The following is a 24,088-nucleotide window of genomic DNA, read 5'->3' on the forward strand; positions in this document are numbered from 1 at the left end:
ATGACCGCCACCGCCACACCGCCCGTGACCGAGCAGCCGGCCCCCGTGGCCGAGCCGCGCCGGAAGTACGACGCCGAGCGCCTGTTCAACCGGGTGGCCCTCGGCGTCCTCGTCGCCTTCTCGCTGCTGTGGCTGGTGCCGCTCGCCTGGGCGCTCGCCACCTCGATCCGGCCCTCCCAGGAGGTCATCACCGACCCCACCAGCTGGTTCACGGCCCACCCCACCCTCGCCGCGTACGGGGACATCTTCGACGCGGGGAAGCTGCCCTACTGGTACGCGAACAGCTTCATCACCTCGATCCTGACGACCGTGCTCACGGTGCTGGCCGGCTCGCTCGCGGCCTTCGCGCTCTCGCAGACCCGTTTCCGCGCGCGCCGCGTCGCGTTCGTGATGCTCCTCGCCGGGATCATGATCCCGGGTCAGGTACTGATGATCCCGCAGTTCCTGGCGCTCCAGGAGGCGGGCCTGCTCAACACCTACTGGGGCGTCGTGCTGCCGCAAGTACCCAATGTGGTGGCTGTGTTCGTCTTCAAGCAGTTCTTCGACGGCATCCCCAGGGAGCTCATCGACGCGGCCCGCGCGGACGGCGCGTCCTGGCTGCGTACGTACCGGCAGATCGTCATGCCCATCTCGCGGCCGGTGATCTCCGCGGTCACGATCTTCGTGTTCGTCGGGGTCTGGAACAACTTCCTGTGGCCGCTGCTCGTCGTCACGGACCCGGAGATGATGACCCTCCCCGTCGGACTGACCTCCGTACAGGACGTGTTCGGCGTCCCCTACGCCCAGCTGATGGCCTCCGCCGTGCTCGGCGCCATCCCGCTCCTCGCCGTGTTCGCGCTGTTCCAGCGCCGCATCGTCGAGGGCATCGCCGGAACCGGCCTCAAGTAGTCCCAGCCACAGGCCGGTTCACGCCCCAAGAGTTCACACCCCTGAGAAAGGCTCCAGCATGCCGCACACCGCACGGTTCACCGTCGACCCCGAGTTCACCGTCGGGGAGGTGGACCCGCGCCTGTACGGAACGTTCGTCGAGCACATGGGACGCTGCGTCTACACCGGCATCTACGAGCCCGAGCACCCCTCGGCGGACGCCGCCGGTTTCCGCACGGACGTCGCCGACCTCGTACGGGAGCTGGGTACGGGCCTGGTCCGCTACCCCGGAGGCAACTTCGTCTCCGGCTACCACTGGGAGGACGGCGTCGGTCCGGCCGCCGAGCGGCCCCGCCGGCTCGACCTGGCCTGGCGCTCCATCGAGACCAACCAGGTGGGCACCAACGAGTTCCTCACCTGGGCCAAGGAGCAGGGCCTCGACCCGATGATGGCGGTCAACCTCGGCACGCGCGGCATCGACGCCGCCCGCGCCCTGGTGGAGTACTGCAACCAGCCCGGTGGCACCGCCTGGTCCGATCTGCGGATCAAGCACGGCTACTCGGCGCCGCACGACGTCAAGCTGTGGTGCCTGGGCAACGAGATGGACGGCCCCTGGCAGACCGGCCACAAGACGGCCACCGAGTACGGCCGGCTCGCGGCCGAGACCGGCAAGGCGATGCGCCAGGTCGACCCGACCATCGAACTGGTCGCCTGCGGCAGCTCGAACGCGGCCATGCCGACCTTCGGCACCTGGGAGCGCGAGGTCCTGGAGCAGACGTACGACGAAGTGGACTACCTCTCCCTGCACGCCTACTACGAGGAGTTCGACGGCGACCGCGCCAGCTTCCTGGCCTCCGGGGCGCACATGGACCAGTACATCCGCGACGTGGTCGCCACCGCGGACCACGTCCGGGCCGCGCGCGGCGCCAAGAAGCACATCAGGCTCTCGTTCGACGAGTGGAACGTCTGGTACGCCGCCCGGTTCGTCGGCGAGCGCAACCTGGAGACCGCCGAGACGCCCCGACTGATCGAGGACACCTACAGCGTGACCGACGCCGTCGTCGTCGGCTCGCTGCTCATCACGCTCCTGCGCAACGCCGACCGGGTGGCCATCGCGTGCCTCGCCCAGCTCGTCAACGTCATCGCCCCCATCCGCAGCGAACCGGGCGGCCCCAGCTGGCGCCAGACCATCTTCCACCCGTTCGCCCAGGCTGCCCGGTTCGCCACCGGCAAGGTGCTGCGCACCGAGGTCACCGGGTCCCGGATCGACACCGAGCGGCACGGTGACGTGCCGGCGCTCGACTCGGTGGTGACGTACGACGAGGAGAGCGGCGCGGTGACCGTCCTCGCCGTCAACCGCGGCCAGGAGGAGTCACTGAACCTGCGGGCCGAGCTGCGCGGCGCGCTGTCCGGCTACCGGGTCCTTGAGCACCTCGTCCTGGCCGACCAGGACCCGGACGCCGTCAACACCCAGGCCGAGCCGGACCGCGTGACCCCGCGCGCCGACGGCGGAGCCGAGGTCTCGGCCGACGGCGCCCTGGAGGCCCGACTGGCCCCGGTGTCCTGGCACGTCATCCGCCTGGTCCCCGGCGCCTGACCCCCGCTCGCCGCCCCCTGCTGTGTGACGCCGCCTTCGGCGTCACCGACCGAACAGATCCGACCCCCACCCCATTGGGAGCATCTGATGTCGGCAAGACCACGTACCCCCATACCCCCACTCCGCCTGGCCGCCCTCCTCTCCGCGCTGGTCGCGCTCCTGGCGGCGCTGCTCACCGCGCAGACCGGCACGGCCGGCGCGGCGAGCGGCACCGTCCTGCGCAACGACACCGGCCTGTACCCCCGGGCCATCCGTCTCGCGTACAACGGGAGCGCCAACGGCCGCGTCCTGTCGTCGGTGGTCACCTTCTCCGGGAACAACGGACTCGGGACCATCTACGAGAGCACCGACTCGGGCGGATCCTTCCGCCAGGTCGGCGCGGTCGCAGACCCGGAGGCGGCGGGCGGCCAGGGCCTGTGCTGCTCCACGCTCTTCGAACTCCCGCGGGCCATCGGGAGCCTGCCCGCCGGCACCCTGCTCTGGGCCGCCTCGGTCGGCCAGGACGAGACCGACCGGCGCATGGCGCTGCGGGTCTTCAAGAGCAACGACGTGGGCCGCACCTGGAGTTACCTGTCCACCATCGCGACCGCGGGCAGCACCGGCGGCCTGTGGGAGCCCGAGTTCTCCGTCGACGCCTCCGGGCAGCTGGTCGCGCACTACTCGGACGAGACCGACGCGGCCCACAGCCAGAAGCTGATGGCCGCGCGCACCTCGAACGGCACGACCTGGACGGGCCACCACGCCACCGTGGTCAGCTCCCTGGTCTCCGACCGGCCCGGCATGGCGGTCGTCCGCAAGCTCGGCAACGGCACCTATTTCATGTCGTACGAGATCTGCGCGGCCCCCGGCCAGTATCAGTGCGTCGTGCACTACCGGACCTCGCCCGACGGCTGGGACTGGTCGAGCGGGCCGTTCCTCGGCCACCGGCCCGAGACGGCCGACGGCAAGTACTTCAAGCACGCGCCGACCGTGGCCTGGTCCCCCGAGGCCGGCAATCCGCTGGGCCGGCTCTTCCTGATCGGTCAGGTCCTGTACAACAAGGACGGCAGCGTGGCCGCCGGGAACAACAAGACGGTGTGGGTCAACAGCGCGGGCGGCAGCGGCACTTGGCGGGAGATCGCCGCGCCCGTCACCGTCTCGTCGACGGTCGTCGACTACTGCCCCAACTACAGCTCGGCCCTGCTGCCGTCGGCGAACGGCACCAGCCTGCTGGAGATCGCCACCGACTGGGACGGTGGCATATGCAAACCGTACTTCGCCACCAAGTCCGTACCGTCCTCCTGAGTCTCTTCACCTCATGACCTGTGGGCCGATCGCGACACGTCGTCGCGGTCGGCCCACTGCTGTGCCACAGCCGTCGGGACCGGTTCCGCCGCTGCCTGCCCGTTCCGCGGGCCGTCACACGTGGTAAAGACCACTTCACGTTCCGGAGTGCAATCGGGCCCGAGTTGGGCATTGATGAATGCGCCCGTGAACCTTGTGAAGGAGCGCTGATCCAAGTGACGGTCGCCACGCCTCCCCCCATTCCCAGAGCGGCGGGCTCCCTCCCGCTGCTGGGCCACGCGATACAGCTCATGCGCGACAACCTCGGCTTCATCGCCTCGCTCCGCGAGACCTACGGTCCCGTGGTCGAGATAACCCTTCAGCCCGGCACCCGGACCCTCATCGTCCAGGACCCCGCACTGATCCGCACGATGCTCGTGGACCTCGGCCCCAGCCTCGACAAGGGCCGGTTCTTCGAGAAGATGGGTCAGCTCCTGGGTGACAGCGTGGTTACCGCTGCCGGTCAGGAACACGTCCGCAAGCGACGTCAGTTGCAGCCGGCGTTCACCCACACCGAGATCGCCCGGTACGTCGACATCATGCGCGACGAAGCCGAGGCGGTCGTCTCCCGCTGGCGGCCCGGTGAGGCGGTCGACGTCCGCGAGGCGATGGTCGAACTGTCCCTCGACATGCTCGCCAAGACCGTCTTCTCGGGCAGCCTCGACAAGGAAACGTTCCTGCGGCTGCGCAGTGATCTGTCCGTGGTCATGAACGGCGTCGGGGCGCGCGTCATGCTCCCCGACTGGGCCGAGCGGCTGCCCCTGCCCTTCAACCGCCGCTTCAACGAGGCCCGGGACGCCGTACGCGCCACCATCCACGAAGCGCTCGGCGCACTGCGGGCCTCCGGCCACGACACCGGCGACATGCTGTCGATGCTGCTGCGCGCCCGGGACGAGGAGACCGGCGCGCCCCTCACGGACGAGCAGATCTGCTCCGAGATCCTCACACTCGCCGTGGCCGGCACCGAGACCACGGCGTCCGTACTGTCCTGGGTCCTGTACGAACTGGCCCGCGACCCCGCCGTCGAGGCCCGTGTCCAGGCCGAACTGGCGGACGTGCTCGGGGAGCGGCCGGTCACCTTCGACGACGTCATGCGGCTCCCCTACCTCAACCGTGTCATCACCGAGACCCTGCGGCTGCACCACACCGGATGGCTCGTCACCCGGCGCACGGTCACGGACACCCGCCTCGGGGAGTGGACCGTGCCGGCCGGTACGGAACTGGCCTACTGCCAGCACGCCCTGCACCGCGATCCCGAACTCTTCGCCGATCCCCTCGACTTCGACCCCGACCGCTGGCTGGACGACGCGCAGGCCCGGCTGCCCGCGGGGGCGTTCCTGCCTTTCGGGGCCGGTAGACACAAGTGCATCGGCGACCGGTTCGCGCTCACCGAGCTGATCACCGCGATCGCGACGATCACGCGCGAGGTGCGCTTCACCCTGGCGCCGGGGCAGACCGTCGAGCCGGTGGCCCGGGCCACCGTACGCCCCAGGACCCTGCTGATGACCGTCGGCCCGCGGAGCACGTCACCCAAGTTTCCAGGGTGAACGTCCGGTTCTCACAGGGGCGTTGACCAGGGCCGCCCGGTCATATGACGGAACGAGTGGTTTGAGCTCCCCGTCCGTGTGAATGCCCTGGTTCCGCGCCGGTCGCGCACCAAGCATGATCTTGATGAGTACACACGACATGAACACTCCGGACCTGACCACCGCGGACCTGGCCACCTCGGACGTGACCGCTTCAGGCCTGCCCGACGCGAACAGCGCGCCACCGACACGCCGTTCGGTGGTCACGGTGACCGGTGCCACGGTCCTTGCCGCCGGGCTCACCGCGGCCACGGCCGCCCCGGCCACCGCGCTGAGCCCTGTCACCACACCCTCGGCGGCGCCGGCCGCGGTGCCGCGCGGCACCGATCCGGCGGCGTACACCACGGTCGCCCGCGCCATCGTGGTCTTCGACAAGAACGACAAGTCGCTCGTCCCGTCCTATCTGAAGGCCATCGAGAGCGGGCTGCCGTCGAGCGGGGCCAGGGCCTCGAAGCGGATCCTGATCGTCGGTGCCGGTCCTGCCGGTCTGCTCGCCGCCGATCTGCTCAACCGCGTGGGCCACGACGTGGTCGTCATCGAGGCCAACGACAACCGCGTCGGCGGCCGGATCAAGACCTTCCGCAAGGGCGGCCACGAGAACGGCGAGCAGCCCTTCGCCGACCCCGCCCAGTACGCCGAGGCCGGGGCGATGCGGCTGCCCGAGAGCCACCCGCTCCTCATGGCGCTGATCAGGAAGTTCGACCTCCCCCGCCAGGAGTTCCTGCTGGTGGACGTCGAGGTCGACAACCCGACGAAGCGGGCCAACCGCACCTGGATGCACATCAACGGCGTCCATATGCGCAAGGCCGAGTACGAGGAGGACCCGGCGAAGATCAACGACACCTTCGGCGTCACGGGCCCCAACCGTACGAGGACCGCCGCCGCCATCCTCGCGGACGCCCTCGAACCGGCGCACCTGCTCATCCGCGGCAAGGAGGGATCGGCTCTCGTCGAGGGCTGGGTCAAGGTCCTCAAGCGGTACGGCCACTGGTCCATGTACCGCTACCTCACCGAGGTCGCCGGGCTCGACACCAGGACCATCGACCTCGTCGGCACCGTCCAGAACCTGACCTCACGGCTCCATCTCTCCTTCCTGCACAGCTTCCTGGGCAGCGCGCTGATCGACCCCAAGACCAAGTTCTGGGAGCTCAAGGGCGGCACCGCGAAGCTCGTCGACGCGCTGTACGCGCCGGTGAAGGGCAAGGTGCGGCTCGACAGGCGTGCCGTACGCATCGAACGCGACGGCGGCACGGTGCGGGTGCACACCGTCTCCGAGGACTGCCAGACCGGCAAGGGTGGCACCACGGAGGTGTTCGAGGGTGACGAGGTGATCGTCACGGTGCCGTTCTCCGGGCTGCGCCATGTGGCCTTCGACCCGCCGCTGACCTACGGCAAGCGCCGGGCCATCACCGAGCTGCACTACGACGCCGCGACCAAGGTGCTGCTGGAGTTCTCCCAGCGCTGGTGGGAGTTCACCGAGCAGCAGTGGGAGGAAGCCCTGGACTCCATCGAGGACGGCCTCTACACCCGGTACAAGAAGGGCCAGGTCAGGGACGGCAGGCACCTCGGCGCGCACCGGACCGTACGGGACCTGGGAGTGACCGTCCCCGGCGAGCTCAAGGAGTGTTTCGGCGCCTTCAGGCCCGCCGTGCTCGACGACCCCGAGGCCTCACATGTCCGGGGCGGTGGCTCGGTCAGCGACAACGCCAACCGGTTCATGTTCTTCGAGCACGCCCATCCGATGGAGGGCAGTGACGGAGGCATCGTCCTCGCCTCGTACAGCTGGTCCGACGACGCCCTGAAGTGGGACGCGTACGCCGACGAGGAGCGGTATCTGCGGGCGCTCGCCGGGGTGCAGGCCGTCTTCGGGCGGCGCTGCGAGGTGTTCTTCACGACCAAGTGCAAGACCCAGTCGTGGATGCGCGACCACTACGCCTACGGGGAGGCCTCCGTGCTCTTTCCTGGCCAGCACACGGAACTGTTCCCGGACATCCCCACCTCGGAGGGGCCCATTCATTTCGCGGGGTGCCACACGTCCATCAAACCCGCCTGGATCGAGGGCGCCCTGGAGTCCGCCGTCAGGACGGCGTTGAAGGTCCACACGGGCTGACGATGTCCGTTCGGCCGGTGAGGCCGACGGGGCCGACGGGGCCGACGGGTCGGGGTGTCCCCCACGACCGGTCGGCCCCGTCGTCTCGGTCCTGTCGCCCCGGCCCTGTCGCCCCGGCCCTGTCGTCTCGGCCCTGTCGCCGGTTCACGGTGTCAGGTGTGCCTGGACAGCGGGGGCGTACCGCTGGACGACGTCGTCGAGCGGCGCCGTGCGCAGTGCGCCGCCCCGCGCGATGCCGTACATCACGCCGAGGCCGAGCAGCATGCCCACGGCGAGTTCGGCACGCAGTCCGGCGTCCGGGCCGTCGAGACGCAGCGCGAGCCGGTCGCTCACCTGGGTACGGAAGTTGGCGCGGAGCGTGTCTCCCTGTGTGCCCTGGAGCGGGGCGAAGACGATCCTCAGCAGTGGGTCGGCGCCGCGTTCGCTCTGGCTGACGAGGACGTGGCGGACCATGTGGCGCCCGAGGCCGGCCAGCGGCGCGTCCAGCAGGACGGCCGCGTCCTCCTCGAAGGACATCACCCGTGCGAAGAGCGTCTCCTTGTTGCCGAAGTACTTCATGATCAGGGGAGGGCTGACACCGGCCCGTTCGGCCACGGCCTTGAGCGTGATGTCCGCGTGGGCGTGGCGCGCGAGGAGGTGGCGGGCCGCGCGCAGGATCGCCGCCTTGGTGGCCTCGGCGTCCCGGCGGCTCGGACCGCCGCTGTCCGTAGCCGCCGTCCCCTCACCGGCCCCGGCATCGGAGGACGTCCCGGAAGCCTTTCCGGTGGAACCCTCGAAGGAGTTCGCGGTCTTCGCGGGCCTCATGATTCCCCTGCTCCCTCCAGCAGCTTTGCCGCGGCTTGTCCGCCGCGCCGCCGTCGCGAGAACCGGCCGGGCTTCTCCCGCTCGACGTGACCCGGTATCGCCAGGGCCATCGCGCATCCTGCCAGTGCGACCGCACCGGCCATCGCGAAGGCCAGCAGATAGCCCCGCAGGCTGGGCAGCGCCAGTCGGCCGACCGGGCTGATGTGATGCACCAGTATGGCGGCCACGGCGGCACTGCACACGGCCTGGCCGATGGTGCGCATCAGCACGTTGACGCCGCTCGCCGAGCCGGTCTGCGCGGCGGGCACCGCGGCCAGGATCAGCGTGGGCAGGGCCGAGTAGGCGAGAGCCGTGCCCGCCGACACGATGGCGCCGCCCAGGACGATCACCCACAGGTCGCGGCTGTCCAGGATGCGTATGCCGTACCCGCACGCGATGACGACGGCCCCCAGGGCCAGCGTCACGCGGGGCCCGCGCGACAGCGAGATGCGGGCGGAGACCGGTGACAGGAAGAGCATGATCACGCCGCTGGGCAGCAGGCACAGTCCGGCCCCGACGATCGACAGACCCAGTCCGTACCCGGTGCCCTCGGGTGCCTGCACGAGTTGGGCCGTGACCAGGGAGTTGGCGTAGAAGGAGAATCCGACGAGCAGGGCGGTCAGATGCGGCAGCGCCACGCGTGGCCGGGCGGCGAGCCTTAGGTCGACCAACGGCCGTTCGGCGCGCAGTTGCTGCCACCACCACAGGGCCAGGGTGACCGCGAAGCCCGTGAACAGCGCGATCACCGGCACGCTGCCCCATCCCCATTCACCGCCCTGCGAGACGGCCAGGAGCAGACAGATCAGGGCGGTGGCCAGTCCGAGCGCGCCGAGCGTGTCGAACCTGCCGGGGTGCCGGACGGCCGACTCGTCCACCGTCCACGCCGCGAGTCCCAGCCCCACCGCGCCCAGCGCGGCCGACACCCAGAACATGGTGTGCCAGTCCGCGTACTGCACGATGAGCGCCGCGAGCGGCAGTCCGAGGGCCGCCCCGATCCCGACCGTGGAACTCATCAGGGCGACGGCCGAGACGGTCCGCTCGGGCGGCAGTACGTCCCGCAGGATGCTGATCGACAGGGGTACGACCGCCGCCGCGGCTCCCTGGAGGGCCCGCGCCGCGATGAGCACCCGGATGTCCGACGTCAGCGCGCACAGCACGGACCCGGCGGTCATGAGGGAGAGGGCGAGGAGCAGGACGCGCTTCTTGCCGTACATGTCTCCGGCCCGGCCGAGCACCGGGGTCAGCACCGCGCCCGCGAGGAGCGTCGCGGTGACGGTCCACGACACGGCGGCGGCGGACGATCCGGTCAGCCGCGGCAGGTCGGGGAGCAGCGGCACGACGGCGGTCTGCATGACCGCCATCAGGATGCCGCCGTACGCGAGGACGGGGACCGTCAGCCGGGCACGGAGCCCCTCCGTGGACGCGGACCCCCCGGTGCGGGAGGGCTCCCTGGGTATCGGATCCTGCATGGCACTTCCCCGAAGCGAGACACGGCATGGTGAACAGCCATTCACCTTAGTTCATGAATGGCTGTTCACCAACTGTTCCGGATAGCTGCGGACAGCTGGTGAATTCCCATTCACCAGCTGTCCGTGCCGCGTCTCGCTACGAGGCTTTCGGGCCTGGCGGTACCGCGGGAGCCGCCGTGCGCGCGGCATCCAGGTCCTCGATGGTCCCGCCGACCTTCGTGCGCAGCGTTTCCAGCATCTTCGGCTTCGCGCTGATGGCCCACTGCGGGCCGACCAGGTACTTGCCCCCGTACATGGAGGCACTGTCGAGCCAGGTCAGCTTGTACTTCTCGGCGGGGAAGGTGGTGATCAGGTAGTCGCCGTCGGCGGTGTCGCAGACGCCCTCGCGCAGTTCGTCCGCGTCGGTGCGGATCTTGACCTTGCAGCCGGTCAGGCCGGCGATCACCTCGACCTTCGCCGGTGCCACCACGCCGGCGGAGGGCGCGGACATCGCGGAGGTCTCCGCCGGCTTGCCCTTCGCGTCGCCGTCCTCGTCCCCGCCGCAGGCCGTGGCCAGCGGCAGCAGGGCCAGGCCGCCGACCAGGGCGACAGCGCGTACCCCGCGGGCGACAAGGGCGTGGCCGGTACGTCGCCGCTGTGGCTGCTTCGGCTGCTGTGGCACGTGCCTCTCCGTATCCGTGCTGGTCCCGCGCGAGCGGGCGGTGTCCACCAGGGATACGGAGGAGGCGTTCGGGCCGTTCACCACTCGCGCCCAGCTCTGTCGGTCCTCTCAGCTGTCGGTCCTCTCAGCTGAACGGGTCGAGCGTGATGTACGCCGTCTGCGGGTTGCCGTCGTTGACCAGCGACTCGTGGGCGCCGACGTCGTCGAACGCGAAGCCGTAGGCCTTGCCGTCGGCCATCTGCTCGTGGATCTTCTTGGCGTAGTGGTTGGTCACCGCGTCCTGGTAGAAGCCGGCCGAACCGCTGTCGGGCTGGTTGGAGTTGGTGAGGAGCGTGGAACGGTTGTAGCCCGCGCACAGGGTGCGGGAGATCGGTCCGCGTACGAGGTCGTTGGGCGCGTCCAGCAGCTTGTAGCAGCCGAAGACGCTGTCCGAGTCGGGCTTCTGGAACGACGTGACGACCGCACCGGCGCTGTTGGTGAAGTTCATGACGTTGCCGGAGACCCTGCCGTAGTACTTGGTGGCGGGCTGGTCCTTGAACGGTGTCACCGTCAGGGTGGAGGTGGCGTACTTGGTCCACACCCGGTTGATGTAGTCGTTCATGACGGTGCCCGGCAGCGCGCCGGCCTCGATGCCGTGTCCGGGTGCGAGGGCGCGCAGGATCGTACCGTCGGAGCGGGTCCTGATGAGGTTGGCCCAGCCGCCGGACTGGCTCCGCAGGGAGTTGAAGAAGGCGTTGTAGCCGCCGGCTTTGAGGTGTCCGGTGGTCTTGACGGTGCCGGCGGCGGTCTTGACTCCGACCGCGTACGGGGCCGAGAACATGTCGACCTGTGTGCTGTTGATCCACAGCCCGGCGTCGTTCAGGGTGTACTCGGTCCAGTTGAAGAGGATGTTCGCGTTCGGGTCGGACGGGTTCTGCACCGCGGGCTGCACGAGCCCGCCGGTGGTCAGTTTGAAGACCAGCTTCTGCCCGTACGAGAAGTAGACCCGGCCGGAGAACTTCGGCATACGGATCGTCTTGGTCTGGCCGTTGGCCGGGCCGGCGATCGAGGCGTCGGGCGCCGGGGTCGGCGGGTTGCCGCCCGCGGGCCAGGCGTGGAAGGTGCCGTTGGCGTCGGCCCACCCCTGCTGGCCGGTCGAGAGCAGGGTCCCGATGACGTAGACGTAGACCTGGTCGCCGCGCCCGGAGCTGTTCTTGAGTTCGAGCGGGATGGTCGTGGGTACCGCGGCCTCGGCGTGGGACACGGGTCCCACCGCCGTCAGCGCCGTGGCGACGGCCGCCGCGGCGACCAGGGGCACCAGCATTCTTCGCATGGCTAGCACGCTCGTCCTCCTACCAGGTGGAAGCGGACCGTTCGACTCCTCATGAGAGCGCTCTCAGAGTGCTCCCATGAGGCGAACACGTCAAGGTCTAGACCAACATCGCTTGACGTCGGCCTTCCGGCCTGAGAGGCGCGGGCGCGGAACGTCAGCCGCGGGCCATCGCGATCGACCCCGCGAGCCGCTCCCCCGCCTCGTAGATCATGTACGGGACACCGCCGTCCGTACCGAACGAGGGGGCGGCTGCGCGACCGTTCTCCGGCGCCGCGCTGCGGGAGTCGTAGAAGACGCCGAGGTGCGTGCGCTTGCTGAAGTCGTTGCCGACCTCGGTGATCATCATGTCGCCGCCGCTCGCCTTGTCCTTGTTGTAGACGACGTACGTGCTGTTGTTGCGGTACAGCAGATGGGGACCGCCGACGTTGACGGCTCCGACGTCCGCGTGCCGCACGAGCGGCTGCTGGTCGAAGGTCCAGTTGCGTCCGTCGGCCGACCAGCCCCAGTGGATGTCACGGTGGTTGGAGGTGTTGTTCAGCATGAAGACCATCACGAAGTGGGCGCCGCGCGACGGCAGTTCGTGGGGGAAGACGCGGGCGTACGACGTCTCGGTCGTGCCGCTGGGCAGCATGGACGTGGACAGGACGACCTTGTCGTAGGTGAAGTTGATGCCGTCCTTGGAGCGGGCCAGGCGGGTCGTGGTGTTCTCCCCGTGGAAGTACATCCACATCTCCTTGGATGCCTCGATCCACATCACGTGTGCGGACGCGACATGACTGACCTTGTAGTGCGGCTGCCAGTTGTTGGAGACGATCGGGTTGTCCGGGTACTCCGTGAACGGGCCTTCGAGGGAGTCGCCGTACGCCAGGCAGATGCCGCCGGGGGCGTCGTGCGGCCCGTAGTACAGGTAGTACCTGCCCAGCGGGTTGGCGAGGCGGCCGGCCGTGCCCCGGATGCACGGGAAGATGATCTCGCCCGTCGGGTTGTACTTCAGCTGGGACGGGGTGAGCAGGGTGCGGACGTACTTGTAGTCGGGGAATCCGCCGGGTGCGGCGGCCACGGCCGGGGCGGCGGCCCCCTCCGCGGTGAGGGCCGACGCGGCCGGGGCGGTGAGTCCGCCCACGGTCAGCGCGGCGCCGGTGGCGGCACCGGCACGCAGGAACAGACGACGGGCGGGACGCGGCTCATTCATGGTCGACTCCAGGAAGAGAAGCGGGGGTGGGTCAGGGGTCGGTCGGAGGTGGGTCAGAGGTAGGTGGCGGCGGTGACGCACAGCCCGCCGAGCGCGACGGCCCACACGTACGGCAGGGTGCGCACCATGACCTGCTGCGGGGAGACGCCCGCGTACTGGGCGGCCCACACGGTCTGGGTGCTGGTGGGGTCGGCGACGCCGAAGACCTGGTTGTACGAGGTGGCCATGCCGAGGACGACCGCGGCCGGGTAGATCCCGGTGGAGATGAGGACACCGGCGATCCCGGCGCCAAGGCCGAATACGTTCAGCGGCCCCCGGTACAGGCACAGCGGCACGAGCAGCGTGAAGACACCCACGAACAGCACGGCGTTCTGCGGACTGACCGCCTTCACCAGCGGTTCGAGCGCTTCGACCGCGCCGGGCAGTTTCACCGCGGCCAGCAGGATGCCGATGGCGATGAACAGGGCGATCGGCGGGGCCGCGACCTCGAATCCGCCGTACAGGGTGCGCAGCAGGCGCTTGTTCATCTCGCGGGGGCGGGTGGTGGTGACCAGCGCGTAGAGGACGCCGGCCAGCAGCGACGGGATGATGGCGAGTTCGAAGCCCAGGGCGAGGATCAGCGGCACGGCCGGGGTGAGCAGGGCGTACCAGGGGGCGTCGCCGAGCCGCTGCCGACGGCTGGGTGAACGGGGCTTGTCCTGGACGGACTTGAGGGACCAGGTGTGTTCGACGCCCCGGCGGCGCGACTCGACGAACACGTACAGGACGGCGGCCACCAGGGCGAACGGGAACAGCTTCACCATGAAGCCGCGGACGGTCGGGACGGGCAGTTCCAGGGCGGTGGAGAAGAACTGCCACAGCGGCAGTTCGAAGGGGATGCCGACGGCGATGCCCATGAGGATGGTCCCGGCGGCGGTCACCTTCGGGATACCGACCGCGATCATCGCGGGGATGCCGATGAGGCCCGCGAGCATCGCGGCGGGCGCGGACCCGGTGACGGTGCCGACGAGCGCGGAGACCGCCAGGACACCGAGGGCCACGACGACCGGGCGGTCCCCGCCGAACTCGACGATCTTGCGTACGAGGGTGGCGGCGACCCCCGTCTCCTCCAGGAGCTTGCCGAGCCACGAGCCCAGCACGATCGCGATCATGGTGGCGGCGAGCGCGGGCGCGCCCTCCTGGAGCACGGTGTCGATGACGCTGTTCTCGCCGGTCAGCGGTGCGCCGGCGACGAAGGCGATGACGACGGCGAGGAGGACGAGCGCGAACGCCGTGGGCAGTTTGCGGGTCAGCATGGCGGCGACACCCGCGGCCATGACGAGCAGGATGACGACACCCATGGCTCAGTTCTCTCTTCTTGGCGCGCCGACCGCGGCGGCCAGCGCGGCGGTCAGCAGGAGGGGGCTGCGGCCGAGTCCGCAGACGGTACGGGCGTAGGCGTGGGCGGCGATCTCCTCGGCCCCCGCGACATGGGCGAGGACCCGGAGGCGGCCGAGCCGCAGCGCGGTGTGCCCGATCGCCGCCTTGAGCGCGGCACGCGTGTCCTTGTGGTGGAAGTGCTCGTGCGCGCTCTCGTGGGCGAGGGCCGCGGCGCGCACGGACCCCACGGGATACCAGGAGCGCCAGCCGAGTTCGTCGATCAGCCGCTCGGCACGGTCGACGGTGTCGACGTAGATCTCGACGGTCGCGGGACGCGAGGTGTAGCGGGCGAGCAGCAGTTCTTCGAGCCCGTCGTCGCGTTCCACGATCCGGGCGCGGCACGGCCCGGGTTCGAGGGCCGCGCCGAACGCGTCGGCGGCCTCGGCCCATTCGCGCAGGAGGGCGGGGTCGCGGCCCTCGTGGGTGGGGGTGCCGGCGAGCAGGCGTACCGCGAGATCGAGGTCGTCGGTGGCCTGGTGGGCGGCCGGGTCCGCGGTGGTCGCGAGGGCGCGGTTCATGACCGCACCTCCACCACGGCGACCACGGGCTCGTCGGCGGCCCGGTCCCGCATCTCGCTGCGGGCCAGGGCGAGCAGCGGCTGCGGGTCGAGGACCCCGGAGAGGTCGGCGATCCGGGAGCCGAGCAGCAGCCGCAGCGCGGGCGCCCGTACCCCGCCGTCGCCGTACGAGGTCGCCTCGCGGACGAGGTTGCTCAGCAGTTCGGGGGCTGCCCCGACGGTGGTGGCGGCCACCTGCGCGTCGGCGGCGTGCAGCCGTACGACACCGTCGGCGTCCACGACACGCACGGGATGGCGCGGAGCCCGCAGCCGGCGGCGCACCTCGGTGCCGTAGACCGTGTGGGCGGGGGTGCCGGCGAGGACGCTGACCCGGCCGGGGTCGGTCTTGAGGCTGGCGGCCGCCGCGGCGAGGCGTTCGCCGTCGTCGGCGCTGTGCGAGCGGTCCTGGGTACGCAGTTCGGTGGCGCCGGTGGCGATGGCGCGGACGGTGCTGGTCTGCGGGTCGACGGTCACCTCGACCTCGACCCCGTCGGCGGCGGCGCCCTGGGCGACGACGGCCTGCTCGGCCTCGGCCCGTACGGCGAGGATCTGTTCCTGGGTGGCGCCGGGGATGATCCGTTCGATCTGCTCGCGCACCAGGGCCAGGGCCACCCCGATGGGGCTGATGACCTCGTTGTGCCGGGCGATCCTGCCTTCCATGCCGGTGAGCGCCGCGAGGTGCGGGGTGACGGTGGCGGCTCCTCCCCCGCCGCCGACGAGGATCGCGGTGTCGGCGTCGAGCCGGTAGTCGCGCACGATCTTGTCGACGACCGATTTCACCTGCTCGGCGCCCGCGTCGAGGATGCGGGCGGCGGCCGTCGGCACGTCCACGCCGAGGGCGGCGGCGAGCGGGGCGATCGCGGCCTTCGCCACCTCCTGGTCGCAGCGTGCGAAGTCCCCTTCCGGGACGCGGCCGAGCGCGTTGGCGGCGCAGGTCATGGTGATGGCGTACCGGCCGCCCGCCGCGTCCAGGACGGCGTGGTCGGCCGGGTCGTCGGGCATCGGACGCACGGTGGCCAGGGTGGCGTCGCGCAGTTCTTCCGGGTCGGCGAAGCAGGCGTAGGGCAGCCCCGCGATATGGGCGCTGCGCGGTCCGACGGCGGTGACACGGGCCTGGCCGCCGCGTCCCTGGTCACCGTGGCCGAGGTCGACGCGGACCATCGAGCCGCCGCCGACACCGACCGTGCGGACGTCGAGGGCGTTGAGGTACGAGCTCTTGCCGAGCATCGTGGCGTGCCGGACGGCGACCTTGCCCCGGCGCACGACGCTGATGTCGGTGGAGGTGCCGCCCGTTTCGAGGAAGACGCCCTCGCTGATCCGCTCCTGCATCAGGGCTCCGGCGACTCCGGCCGCCGGGCCCGACAGCACGGTCAGCAGGGGGCGCCGGCGCATCTCGTCGAGCGCCATGACTCCGCCGTCGCAGCGCATGACCATGAGCGGCGCGGTGATGCCCGCCTTGGTGATGGACGCGTCGACGAGGTCGGCGGTGGCGAGCATGCGCGGCAGGATGGCCGCGTTGACGACGGCGGTCCGGGTGCGCTTGTGCAGCCCGTACAGCGAGGTGATCTCGTGCGCGGCCGTCATCGGGAGCCCGGCGGTACGGGCGGTCTCCAGTACGGACTGCTCGCCTTCGGGCCGGTCGACGGCGAACGGCTCGGTGGCGACGAGGACTTGGGCCCCCGCGGCGGTGACCTGCTCGACCGCGGTGCGTACGGCGCCGGTGTCGTCGGGGTCGGCGACATGGGCGTAGACGAGCGGAAGCCGTTTGCCGGGGGCGAGTTCGAGTCGGCCGAGGGCGGCGAGGCGGCTGGTGAGGAAGGCGCCGGGTCCGGTGCCGATACCGATCAGGCCGACGGTGGCGACGTCACCCTCCAGCAGGGCGTTGGTCGCCTGGGTGGTGCCGTGGGCCAGGAACGCGACGTCGGCGGGATCGCGGCCGATCTGCCTCAGCAGCCGGTCCAGTGCCTCGACGATGCCGTGGGCGACACCGTCCTCGTGGTGGTGGCTGGTGGGGACCTTGACCTGGCCGAGCAGGCTCAGTGTCGTGGCGTCAACGGCCACGGCGTCGGTGAAGGTTCCGCCGACGTCGATGCCGACGCGGATTCTGTGGGTGGTCATGTCTGGGCACCTCCTTGTGCTCTGTCAGTCATGTACGACACCGGGTCGGGCCGGACGCGGGCTGAGCAGCCGGTCCGGCCCTCCCCTCGATCTCAGTAGCCCCGTACGTCGGGCCAGTGGCGCTGTACGCCGGCCCGGTCGAGGCCGCGTGCGAACTCCTCGAACCGCTTGTCCTCGGCCTGCACCTGGTGGGGTTCGACGTCCTCGGCCAGGCAGTGGGCGGCGAGTGCGCCGGCGACCTCGCCGATGTTCCACTCGACGGGGTGGAGCCGGTAGCAGCCGTTGGTGATGTGGGTGGTGCCGATGTTCTTGCCGGCGGGCAGCAGGTTGCGGACCCGCCTCGGCACGAGTGCGCCCAGCGGGATCTCGAAGGGCACCGAGCCGATGTCGATGTAGTTGTCGCCACCGGTCGAGGGATGCAGGTCGATGCGGTAGTTGCCGACTCCTACGGAGTCCCGGTACTTGGTGCCGCCGTAGGGTCCGACCAGGTCAATGGCCACGTCGTGCTCGGTGACGGTGGTGACGGCGTTGATGCGGCGCGACTCACGGACGTAGGGCGCCTTCGCGAGGCCGTCCGGGGTGCCGGTCACGTCCGGGCGCGGACGCAGGCCCGGGAATCCGGTGCCGCCGTCCTGGCGGGGCGCTTCGGTCTGCAGCCAGTACAGGACCGACAGCGACAACTGCCGCGCCCCGGCGACCGCTTCGGCTCCAACCTCCGGGCCCGCTCCGACGAGCGGCTTCAGCCAGTAGTCGTTGAGCGGCCAGTTGACGAGCGTGATGTCGGAGTCGAAGGCGCCGGGAGTGTGCAGTTTGCGCGCCAGGATGCGGCGGAAGCCCCACAGTTCCTTGTCCCCGGCGTCCGCGCTCTGGTCGGCGCTCACGGCGAGCGGGTCCAGCTCCGGATTGGGCTCGAACGTGCGCGGTACGGACTCCAGGGAACGCGGGTCCGGCGCCTGGAATCCCAGCAGCGGTCCGGGCCAGAAGTCGGGCCGGTACTCCCGCCAGAAGTCGTGGTCGGCGGGCCGCTCGACGGTGTGGTCCTCGCCCTCGTGGTGGGAGAGCGCGAAGCACACGGTGATGCCCTGCTGGTTGAGCGGCTGAGCCTCGTCCGGGGCGTGCGGTTCGTCGTACTCGGACCGTGCCTCGGCCCCGATGACGTGCTCGACTCCCGCGAGTTCGAGGAGTTCACCGGTCTCGGTCGCGTCGATCACGTACCGGGCGGGGACGGTGACCTGTCGGCCGCTGTCCTGGCAGTGCTCAAGCGTCACCGACCGTACGACATCGTTGTCGGCCTCGGCCGCGACGGGCCGGTGGTCGGTGAGGACGGTCAACCGGCCGGCGGCCCGGTGGGGCGCCAGCATCGCCTCGATGACGGCGAGCGCGACACGCGGCTCGTGACAGAGCTTGCTCACGCGGCCGGCGCCCGGGTTGAGGTCCGTGAGGGCCAGTGCCTCGGCACGCAGCGGATACCACTGCCGGTAGAACTGCCGGATTCCTTCGCGTAGTTGACGGTACGTGGCGGTGGTGCCGAACTGCTCGACCCACGGATGCTCGTCGGGCGGCACGGCCTGCGACGTGAGCTGTCCGCCGAGCCAGTCGGTCTCCTCGGTGAGCACGACGGTACGTCCGGCCCGGCAGGCCGCCAGCGCGGCGGCCACGCCGCCGAGCCCGCCGCCCACGATGAGGATGTCGGCTTTCGGTATCACGCTTCTCCTTGCTGGTGGTTCAGCTGCTGATTCAGCCGTGGTTCGTCCGCTGGTGCGGTGCGGCGATGGTTCAACTCGCGCGACGGGCGCCGGTGTCAGGGCCGCCCCGGTGGGCTGCCGGTGGTGGCACCGGCCCGGAAGGCACAGGCGACCAGGGGTTCCTCGGCCGCCTCCCCCGCCACGAGTGCGGCGAGCATGCGGACCGCGGCGGCACCCAACTGGTGCCGTGGGACGTCGAATCCGGTGGGCTGCGGGTCCCCGGCGAGGTCGGACGGCGGGCTGCCGAGGAGCGCGAGGGACAGGTCTCCCGGGTAGCTGAGACCCGCCTCGTCGGCGGCCCCGCGCAGGGCTCGCCACGCACCCCCGGTGTCGGTCTCCTCCGCGACGAAGGCGGTGACGCCCTCGTCGATCCAGCTCCGCAGCCGTTCGGGGGTGACCTCGCGCCGGGGATCCGCGCAGCGGAAGACGGCCTCGGAACCGCCGGGCAGTCCGGCCGCCTCCAGTCCTTCCAGGAAGCCCAGTTGACGGTCGGTGGAGGCGGGCGCGTCGTCGTCCTCGCGGACCAGGACGATCCGGCGGTGCCCCAAGGACGCCAGGTGCCGGACCACCTCGCTGCTGGCGCTCACATAGTCGGCGCCGACCCAGGACAGCCCCTCCAGCTCCTCCCGGCGACCGAGGTGCACCACGGGGAAGCCGTCGGCGACCATCCTTTTCAGCTCGGCGATCGGGACATGGCGGCCGAGGAACAGGCAGCCGTCCGCGAGCCGCACCCGGTTGAGCGCCTCGGGTCCGGCCGCCTTGGCGCCGCCTGAACTCGATCCCGTGAACAGCACCAGGTCGTAACCGCGCGCGGCGGCCTCCCGCTCCACCCCGACGAGGAAGGGGTAGTACGAGTGCTCCACGTCCGTCGGGAAGGTGGCCGTGAAGCTGTAGACGCCGAGCAGGTTGTTGCGGGCCGCCGCCAGCCGCTGGGCCGCCGGGTCCGGTACGTAGCCGAGGCTGCGGGCCGCGTCGAGCACCCGCTGCCGTGTCTCGTCCGAGATCGCCGAGCCCTGCGCCTTCGCCTTCGCCGACAGCACGAGCGACACCGTCGCCTGGGACACTCCGGCCAGCCGGGCGACCTCCGCCTGCCGCGGCCGGGACGTCCGCCCGGCCGCCGCGGGGGTCCGCCCACGCCTGGGGCCCTTCCGTGGCTGCTCCACCATGCTCCTCACCCGGCCGCGGAGGGCCGACACCAGCTTGCTAATGCGTATAAGTAATGCGCATTAGCAGAACTGTGGGGTGCCTTCGCGGCAGCGGTCAAGGGGTGCGACACGACTTCTTCGTCCGCCGGGCCCTTACGCGGAGAGCGGCCGAACATGAAGATTCAACCGGGCCATTGACCCGTCAACCGGTTCCGGTTAACGTCCACGCCGAGCCTTTCCAAGGACCAGCCCCTGTGCCCCCACCGCAGTGTTCGGCAAGCCTTCGGGAGTCCATCCATGCGCGCCAGACGATCACCACTCGCAGCCCTCGCCCTCTCTCTGACAACGATGTCGGCCCTGTTGATCCAGGCCGCCCCGTCTTCCGCCGCGGCCCCCGAGAGGGCATCGGCGCCCGCGGCGACCGTATGCAACAAGTACTGCGACGCACGGGACCCGGCCCTCAGCGGCCAGGACCGCAGACCTGTCACCGCCACGCTCTTCTCGCGGACGTTCGAGCTGCACTTCAATGACGCCGACGCCATGGGCTGGGCCTCCGTCCGCAACGGCAGCCCCGGGGACGAGGTGTGGCTGGACCGCTCCTACGACGGCGGCCGGACCTGGGCCTCGAACAGCCGTCTGGGCGCCACGAAGATCCCGGCGGGCCAGACGGGCTGGCGGACGCTCATGTACAACGTCGACGACTGGGCGGGCCACGGCGTGGGCGCGCTGCGCGCCTGTGGCAAGGCCGCCGACCGCACCGACATCGTCTGCACACCGTGGGCCCGGTCCACCTGGAACGCCGGCGACCGGCGCACCGCGGCGGCCACCGCGCAGATGCAGTTCTACAACTACGGCACCGGCCTGTTCGACACCACCGGCTGGTGGAACTCGGCCAACGCGCTGCACTCCGTCATCGACAACATCCGGGTCACCGGCATGCAGAGCTACCGGTACGCCATCGGCCGCACCTACGACCTGCAACTCAACGCGGCCGACGGGCAGTTCCGCAACGACTACATCGACGACACCGGCTGGTGGGGCCTGACCTGGATCGCGGCGTACGACCTCACCGGCGACCCCCGTTATCTGGCCACGGCACGGGCCGACGCGGACTACATGGCCTCCTACTGGGACAGCACCTGCGGCGGCGGGGTGTGGTGGAGCACCGCGAAGACGGTGAAGAACGCCATCCCCAACTCCCTGTACATCGAGCTGAACGCCGCACTGCACAACCGCATCCCGGGCGACACCACCTACCTCCAGCGCGCGAAGGCGGACTGGAGCTGGTTCCAGGGAACGGGCATGATCAACGCCGACCAGACGGTGAGCGACGGCCTGAGCATGAGCACCTGCAAGGTCGGCGACAGCACGGTCTGGTCCTACAACCAGGGTCAACTCGTGGGCGGCCTCGTGGAGTTGCACAAGGCCACGGGTGAGTCCTCGGTACTCGCCGCCGCGCGTCGGATCGCCGACGCCAACGTTGTCTCCGGCAAGCTCAACACCTCGGCGGGCATCCTCAGGGACCCCTGCGAGTCGGGTGACTGCGGCGCCGACGGGGCGTCCTTCAAGGGCGCCGACGTACGCGGCCTGGCGAAGCTGAACGCGGTCCTGTCCGACCGCCCCTACACCGCCTACCTCAACAAACAGGCCGCCCAGGCCTACGCCGCCGACCGCAACGCACTCGACCAGTACGGCCTGCGCTGGTACGGCCCGCTGGACAGGACGGACGCCGCGCGGCAGCAGAGTGCTCTCGATCTGATGAACGCGGCGTCCTGAGGGACGCGGGGTCCACCCCGAGGGGCACCGGGCAGCGTCGCGGAGTGCCGGCTCGTCGTGGCTGAGCGCGCAGTTCCCCGCGCCCCTGAGAAGACTCGCACGGACGTGCTCAAGCCCAGGGCGGCCCTGTTCCAGAACGCCGGTGCCCGCGGAAGCGCTTCGACGTAGGCTCCCGGAGCCCCACCCAGGGGCACCCGGGAGCACTCCCGCGGCCGCACTCCACAGGGACGGACATGACGTACTTCGACAATCCCGTCATACCCGGCTTCAGTCCCGACCCCAGCATCTGCCGGGTCGGCGACGACCACTACCTGGCGACGTCCAGTTTCGAGTACGTACCCGGCGTACCCCTGTGGCACAGCCGGGACCTGGTGCACTGGCGGCTGATCGGGCACGCGCTGGACCGGCCGTCGCAGCTGGCGCTGCCCGACACGGCCGCCGCCTCCACGGGGGTGTACGCGCCCACGCTGCGCCATCACGACGGTCTGTTCTGGCTGATCACGACCGTGGTAGCCGGGGCGGGCAACATCCTGGTGACCGCCGAGGACCCGGCGGGCCCCTGGTCGGACCCGGTGCCGGTCGGCGTTCCGGGCATCGACCCGGACCTGGCCTGGGAGGAGGACGGCACCTGCTGGTGCGTCTTCTCGGACGGCGGGATCCGAGGGGTCCGCATCGACCCGAAGTCCGGTGAACTGCTGGGTGATCCGGTGCCGATGTGGTCGGGCACAGGACTGCAGTATCCGGAGGGCCCGCACCTCTACCGCATCGACGACTGGTGGTACCTGCTCCTGTCGGAGGGCGGCACCGAACGCGGCCATGCCCTGTCGGTGGCCAGGTCCCGTACGCTGCCGGGCCCTTTCGAAGCGCATCCGGCCAACCCCGTCCTGTCCCATCGCAGTACGAACCATCCGGTGCAGAACACCGGCCACGGCGATCTGGTGGAAGCGCAGGACGGCACCTGGTGGATGGTGCTGCTGGGCACCAGGCCCCGGGGTGACACGCCGATGTACCACGGCATGGGCCGGGAGACGTTCCTGGCGCCGGTGCGGTGGGAGGACGGCTGGCCCCTGCCCGGACCGCTGGAACCGCGTGCGCAGGCTCCGGCGCTCACCCCGCATCCCTGGCCGCGGGAGCCGGACCGCGACGACTTCGGCTCCCCCGCTCTCGCCCCGTGCTGGGTGTCTCTGCGGCGGAGCGACCCGGAGGCCGTCCGGCTCGACGAACGGCCGGGCCACCTGGTCCTGCACGCCCGCGCGGACAGTCTCGACACACCGGGCGCGCTCTTCGTCGGACGGCGGCAGCGCGACCCCGACTGCAGCGCGCGCACGCTGATCGAGGTCTCCGACGGCGGCCGGGGCGGGCTCGCGGTACGCCTGGACGAGGCACACCACTACGAGGTGGAGGTGGCCGACGGCACGGTCCGCGCGGTCGCCAGGATCGGCCCGCTGAGCGCGTCGATCGCCGAACGACCGGTGCCGGCGGGCCCGTTGCGGCTGCGCATCGACATCACCACCTCCGACGTCCTGCCGCCCACGGTCATCTCCCGCGACCCGGCGACGCCTCCCCCGCCAGGGCTGCGCGCCGGTGGCCCCGACACCCTGCGCCTGGGGTACGAGACGGACGGCGGCGCCTTCGAGGTCCTCGCCGAACTCGACGGCCGCTACCTCACGACGGAGGTCGCCGGGGGCTTCACCGGCCGCGTCCTCGGCATGTACGCCACCCGGGGCAGCGCGGCCTTCGACTGGTTCGAGCTGCGGTCCGCCTGACCGGGGTTCTCAGCGATCGCGGAGGGCCCCGCTCCCGGCCTTTTCAACGGGCAGCCGGGGCCTCCTCGCTGCGCCGGTTGGCGAGGTCGATCTCCGCCATGTGTTCCTCGGCCCAGGCGCGGACCATGGCCAGCGGCCCTTCCAGCGAGAGGCCGAGCGGGGTCAGCCGGTAGTGCACCCGGGGCGGCACCGTCGGTTCCACCCGGCGGCCGACCAGGCCGTCCCGGGCCATGTTCTGCAGGGTGACCGAGAGCATCTTCTGCGAGACGCCGGCCATCCTGCGCTGCAGCTCGGCGAAGCGCACCTCGTCCGGAGACGCCTCCGCCAGGACCTTGACGGCCATCGACGTCCACTTGGTGCCGATCCGGTCGAGCAGTCGGCGGGTCGGGCACTGCGGGGAGAACAGGTCTCCCCGGCCTGGCTCAGGCACGGGCACGGACGCGGGCGCGGACGGAGGGGTCACCTCGGGCTCACCACCTGTGGAAGAAGTGCGGTCTTGGCCCACCCACGGTACTTACCTATCGTTTCGTTGTCACCATTGGTAACCACCTGAGGGGTCCATGTGCCCGCCACATCGAGCCGTACGTCCAGCGAGCCCAGCCC

The 24,088-nt window shown here is 70.6% G+C and carries 18 protein-coding genes; 7 read left to right on the plus strand and 11 right to left on the minus strand.

Translation table 11 applies throughout. From position 1 onward, the window contains the following. The 5 genes from C6Y14_RS03155 (at position 1) to C6Y14_RS03175 (ending at position 7,483) form a co-directional block, all read left to right on the plus strand. Complete coding sequence (locus C6Y14_RS03155) at positions 1-888, plus strand: carbohydrate ABC transporter permease (protein WP_107014849.1); 888 nt, start codon at positions 1-3, stop codon at positions 886-888. A 58-nt stretch (positions 889-946) separates the two neighbouring features. Next, positions 947-2,464: an arabinosylfuranosidase ArfA gene (gene arfA, locus C6Y14_RS03160; RefSeq protein WP_107014850.1), complete on the plus strand. Its 1,518-nt coding sequence runs from the start codon at positions 947-949 to the stop codon at positions 2,462-2,464. An 87-nt stretch (positions 2,465-2,551) separates the two neighbouring features. Further along, positions 2,552-3,748, plus strand: a complete 1,197-nt coding sequence (locus tag C6Y14_RS03165; RefSeq protein ID WP_107014851.1) for a hypothetical protein — start codon at positions 2,552-2,554, stop codon at positions 3,746-3,748. Positions 3,749-3,963: 215 nt separating this feature from the next. Further along, on the plus strand, positions 3,964-5,334 hold the full coding sequence (locus C6Y14_RS03170; protein WP_107014852.1) for a cytochrome P450: 1,371 nt from the start codon (positions 3,964-3,966) through the stop codon (positions 5,332-5,334). 124 nt (positions 5,335-5,458) lie between these two features. After that, positions 5,459-7,483: an FAD-dependent oxidoreductase gene (locus tag C6Y14_RS03175; protein ID WP_225890859.1), complete on the plus strand. Its 2,025-nt coding sequence runs from the start codon at positions 5,459-5,461 to the stop codon at positions 7,481-7,483. 144 nt (positions 7,484-7,627) lie between these two features. On the opposite strand, the gene C6Y14_RS03180 is transcribed toward C6Y14_RS03175, so the two are convergent. The 10 genes from C6Y14_RS03180 to C6Y14_RS03225 form a co-directional block, all read right to left on the minus strand. Beyond that, positions 7,628-8,287, minus strand: coding sequence for a TetR/AcrR family transcriptional regulator (locus C6Y14_RS03180; RefSeq protein ID WP_107014854.1), 660 nt, complete (start codon positions 8,285-8,287; stop codon positions 7,628-7,630). Beyond that, complete coding sequence (locus C6Y14_RS03185; RefSeq protein ID WP_107014855.1) at positions 8,284-9,795, minus strand: MFS transporter; 1,512 nt, start codon at positions 9,793-9,795, stop codon at positions 8,284-8,286. Before C6Y14_RS03185 ends, C6Y14_RS03180 begins: the two co-directional genes overlap by 4 nt. Positions 9,796-9,931: 136 nt before the next feature. Further along, a complete protein-coding gene (locus C6Y14_RS03190) occupies positions 9,932-10,456 on the minus strand; it encodes a hypothetical protein (protein WP_404828704.1) in 525 nt (174 codons plus the stop codon). A 124-nt stretch (positions 10,457-10,580) separates the two neighbouring features. Next, positions 10,581-11,768 carry a glycoside hydrolase family 64 protein gene (locus tag C6Y14_RS03195; RefSeq protein WP_107014856.1) on the minus strand — a complete coding sequence of 396 codons (1,188 nt, stop codon included), beginning with the start codon at positions 11,766-11,768 and terminating at the stop codon, positions 10,581-10,583. A 154-nt stretch (positions 11,769-11,922) separates the two neighbouring features. Beyond that, positions 11,923-12,960, minus strand: coding sequence for a glycoside hydrolase family protein (locus C6Y14_RS03200; RefSeq protein WP_107014857.1), 1,038 nt, complete (start codon positions 12,958-12,960; stop codon positions 11,923-11,925). A gap of 53 nt (positions 12,961-13,013) precedes the next feature. Then, positions 13,014-14,300 carry a TRAP transporter large permease subunit gene (locus tag C6Y14_RS03205; protein WP_107014858.1) on the minus strand — a complete coding sequence of 429 codons (1,287 nt, stop codon included), beginning with the start codon at positions 14,298-14,300 and terminating at the stop codon, positions 13,014-13,016. Between the two features lie 3 nt (positions 14,301-14,303). Continuing rightward, positions 14,304-14,897, minus strand: a complete 594-nt coding sequence (locus C6Y14_RS03210; RefSeq protein ID WP_107014859.1) for a hypothetical protein — start codon at positions 14,895-14,897, stop codon at positions 14,304-14,306. Beyond that, entirely contained in the window at positions 14,894-17,053 is a 2,160-nt protein-coding gene (locus tag C6Y14_RS03215; protein WP_107014860.1) for a hydantoinase/oxoprolinase family protein, read from the minus strand. Before C6Y14_RS03215 ends, C6Y14_RS03210 begins: the two co-directional genes overlap by 4 nt. A gap of 92 nt (positions 17,054-17,145) precedes the next feature. Continuing rightward, on the minus strand, positions 17,146-18,759 hold the full coding sequence (locus tag C6Y14_RS03220) for an FAD-dependent oxidoreductase (protein WP_107014861.1): 1,614 nt from the start codon (positions 18,757-18,759) through the stop codon (positions 17,146-17,148). Between the two features lie 95 nt (positions 18,760-18,854). Next, entirely contained in the window at positions 18,855-19,964 is a 1,110-nt protein-coding gene (locus tag C6Y14_RS03225; protein ID WP_107014862.1) for a LacI family DNA-binding transcriptional regulator, read from the minus strand. A gap of 327 nt (positions 19,965-20,291) precedes the next feature. Between C6Y14_RS03225 and C6Y14_RS03230 the strand changes: the two genes are divergently transcribed. Further along, positions 20,292-21,719 carry a glycoside hydrolase family 76 protein gene (locus C6Y14_RS03230; RefSeq protein WP_107014863.1) on the plus strand — a complete coding sequence of 476 codons (1,428 nt, stop codon included), beginning with the start codon at positions 20,292-20,294 and terminating at the stop codon, positions 21,717-21,719. Between the two features lie 233 nt (positions 21,720-21,952). Next, entirely contained in the window at positions 21,953-23,485 is a 1,533-nt protein-coding gene (locus tag C6Y14_RS03235) for a glycoside hydrolase family 43 protein (protein WP_107014864.1), read from the plus strand. A 43-nt stretch (positions 23,486-23,528) separates the two neighbouring features. Here the strand turns inward: C6Y14_RS03235 and C6Y14_RS03240 are convergent, their stop codons facing one another. Then, positions 23,529-23,948 (minus strand): winged helix-turn-helix transcriptional regulator, encoded by a 420-nt coding sequence (locus C6Y14_RS03240; RefSeq protein ID WP_225890860.1) that lies wholly within the window; start codon positions 23,946-23,948, stop codon positions 23,529-23,531. Positions 23,949-24,088 lie beyond the last annotated feature (140 nt).

Source organism: Streptomyces dioscori (assembly GCF_003024195.1).
GTDB classification, from domain to species: Bacteria; Actinomycetota; Actinomycetes; order Streptomycetales; family Streptomycetaceae; genus Streptomyces; species Streptomyces dioscori.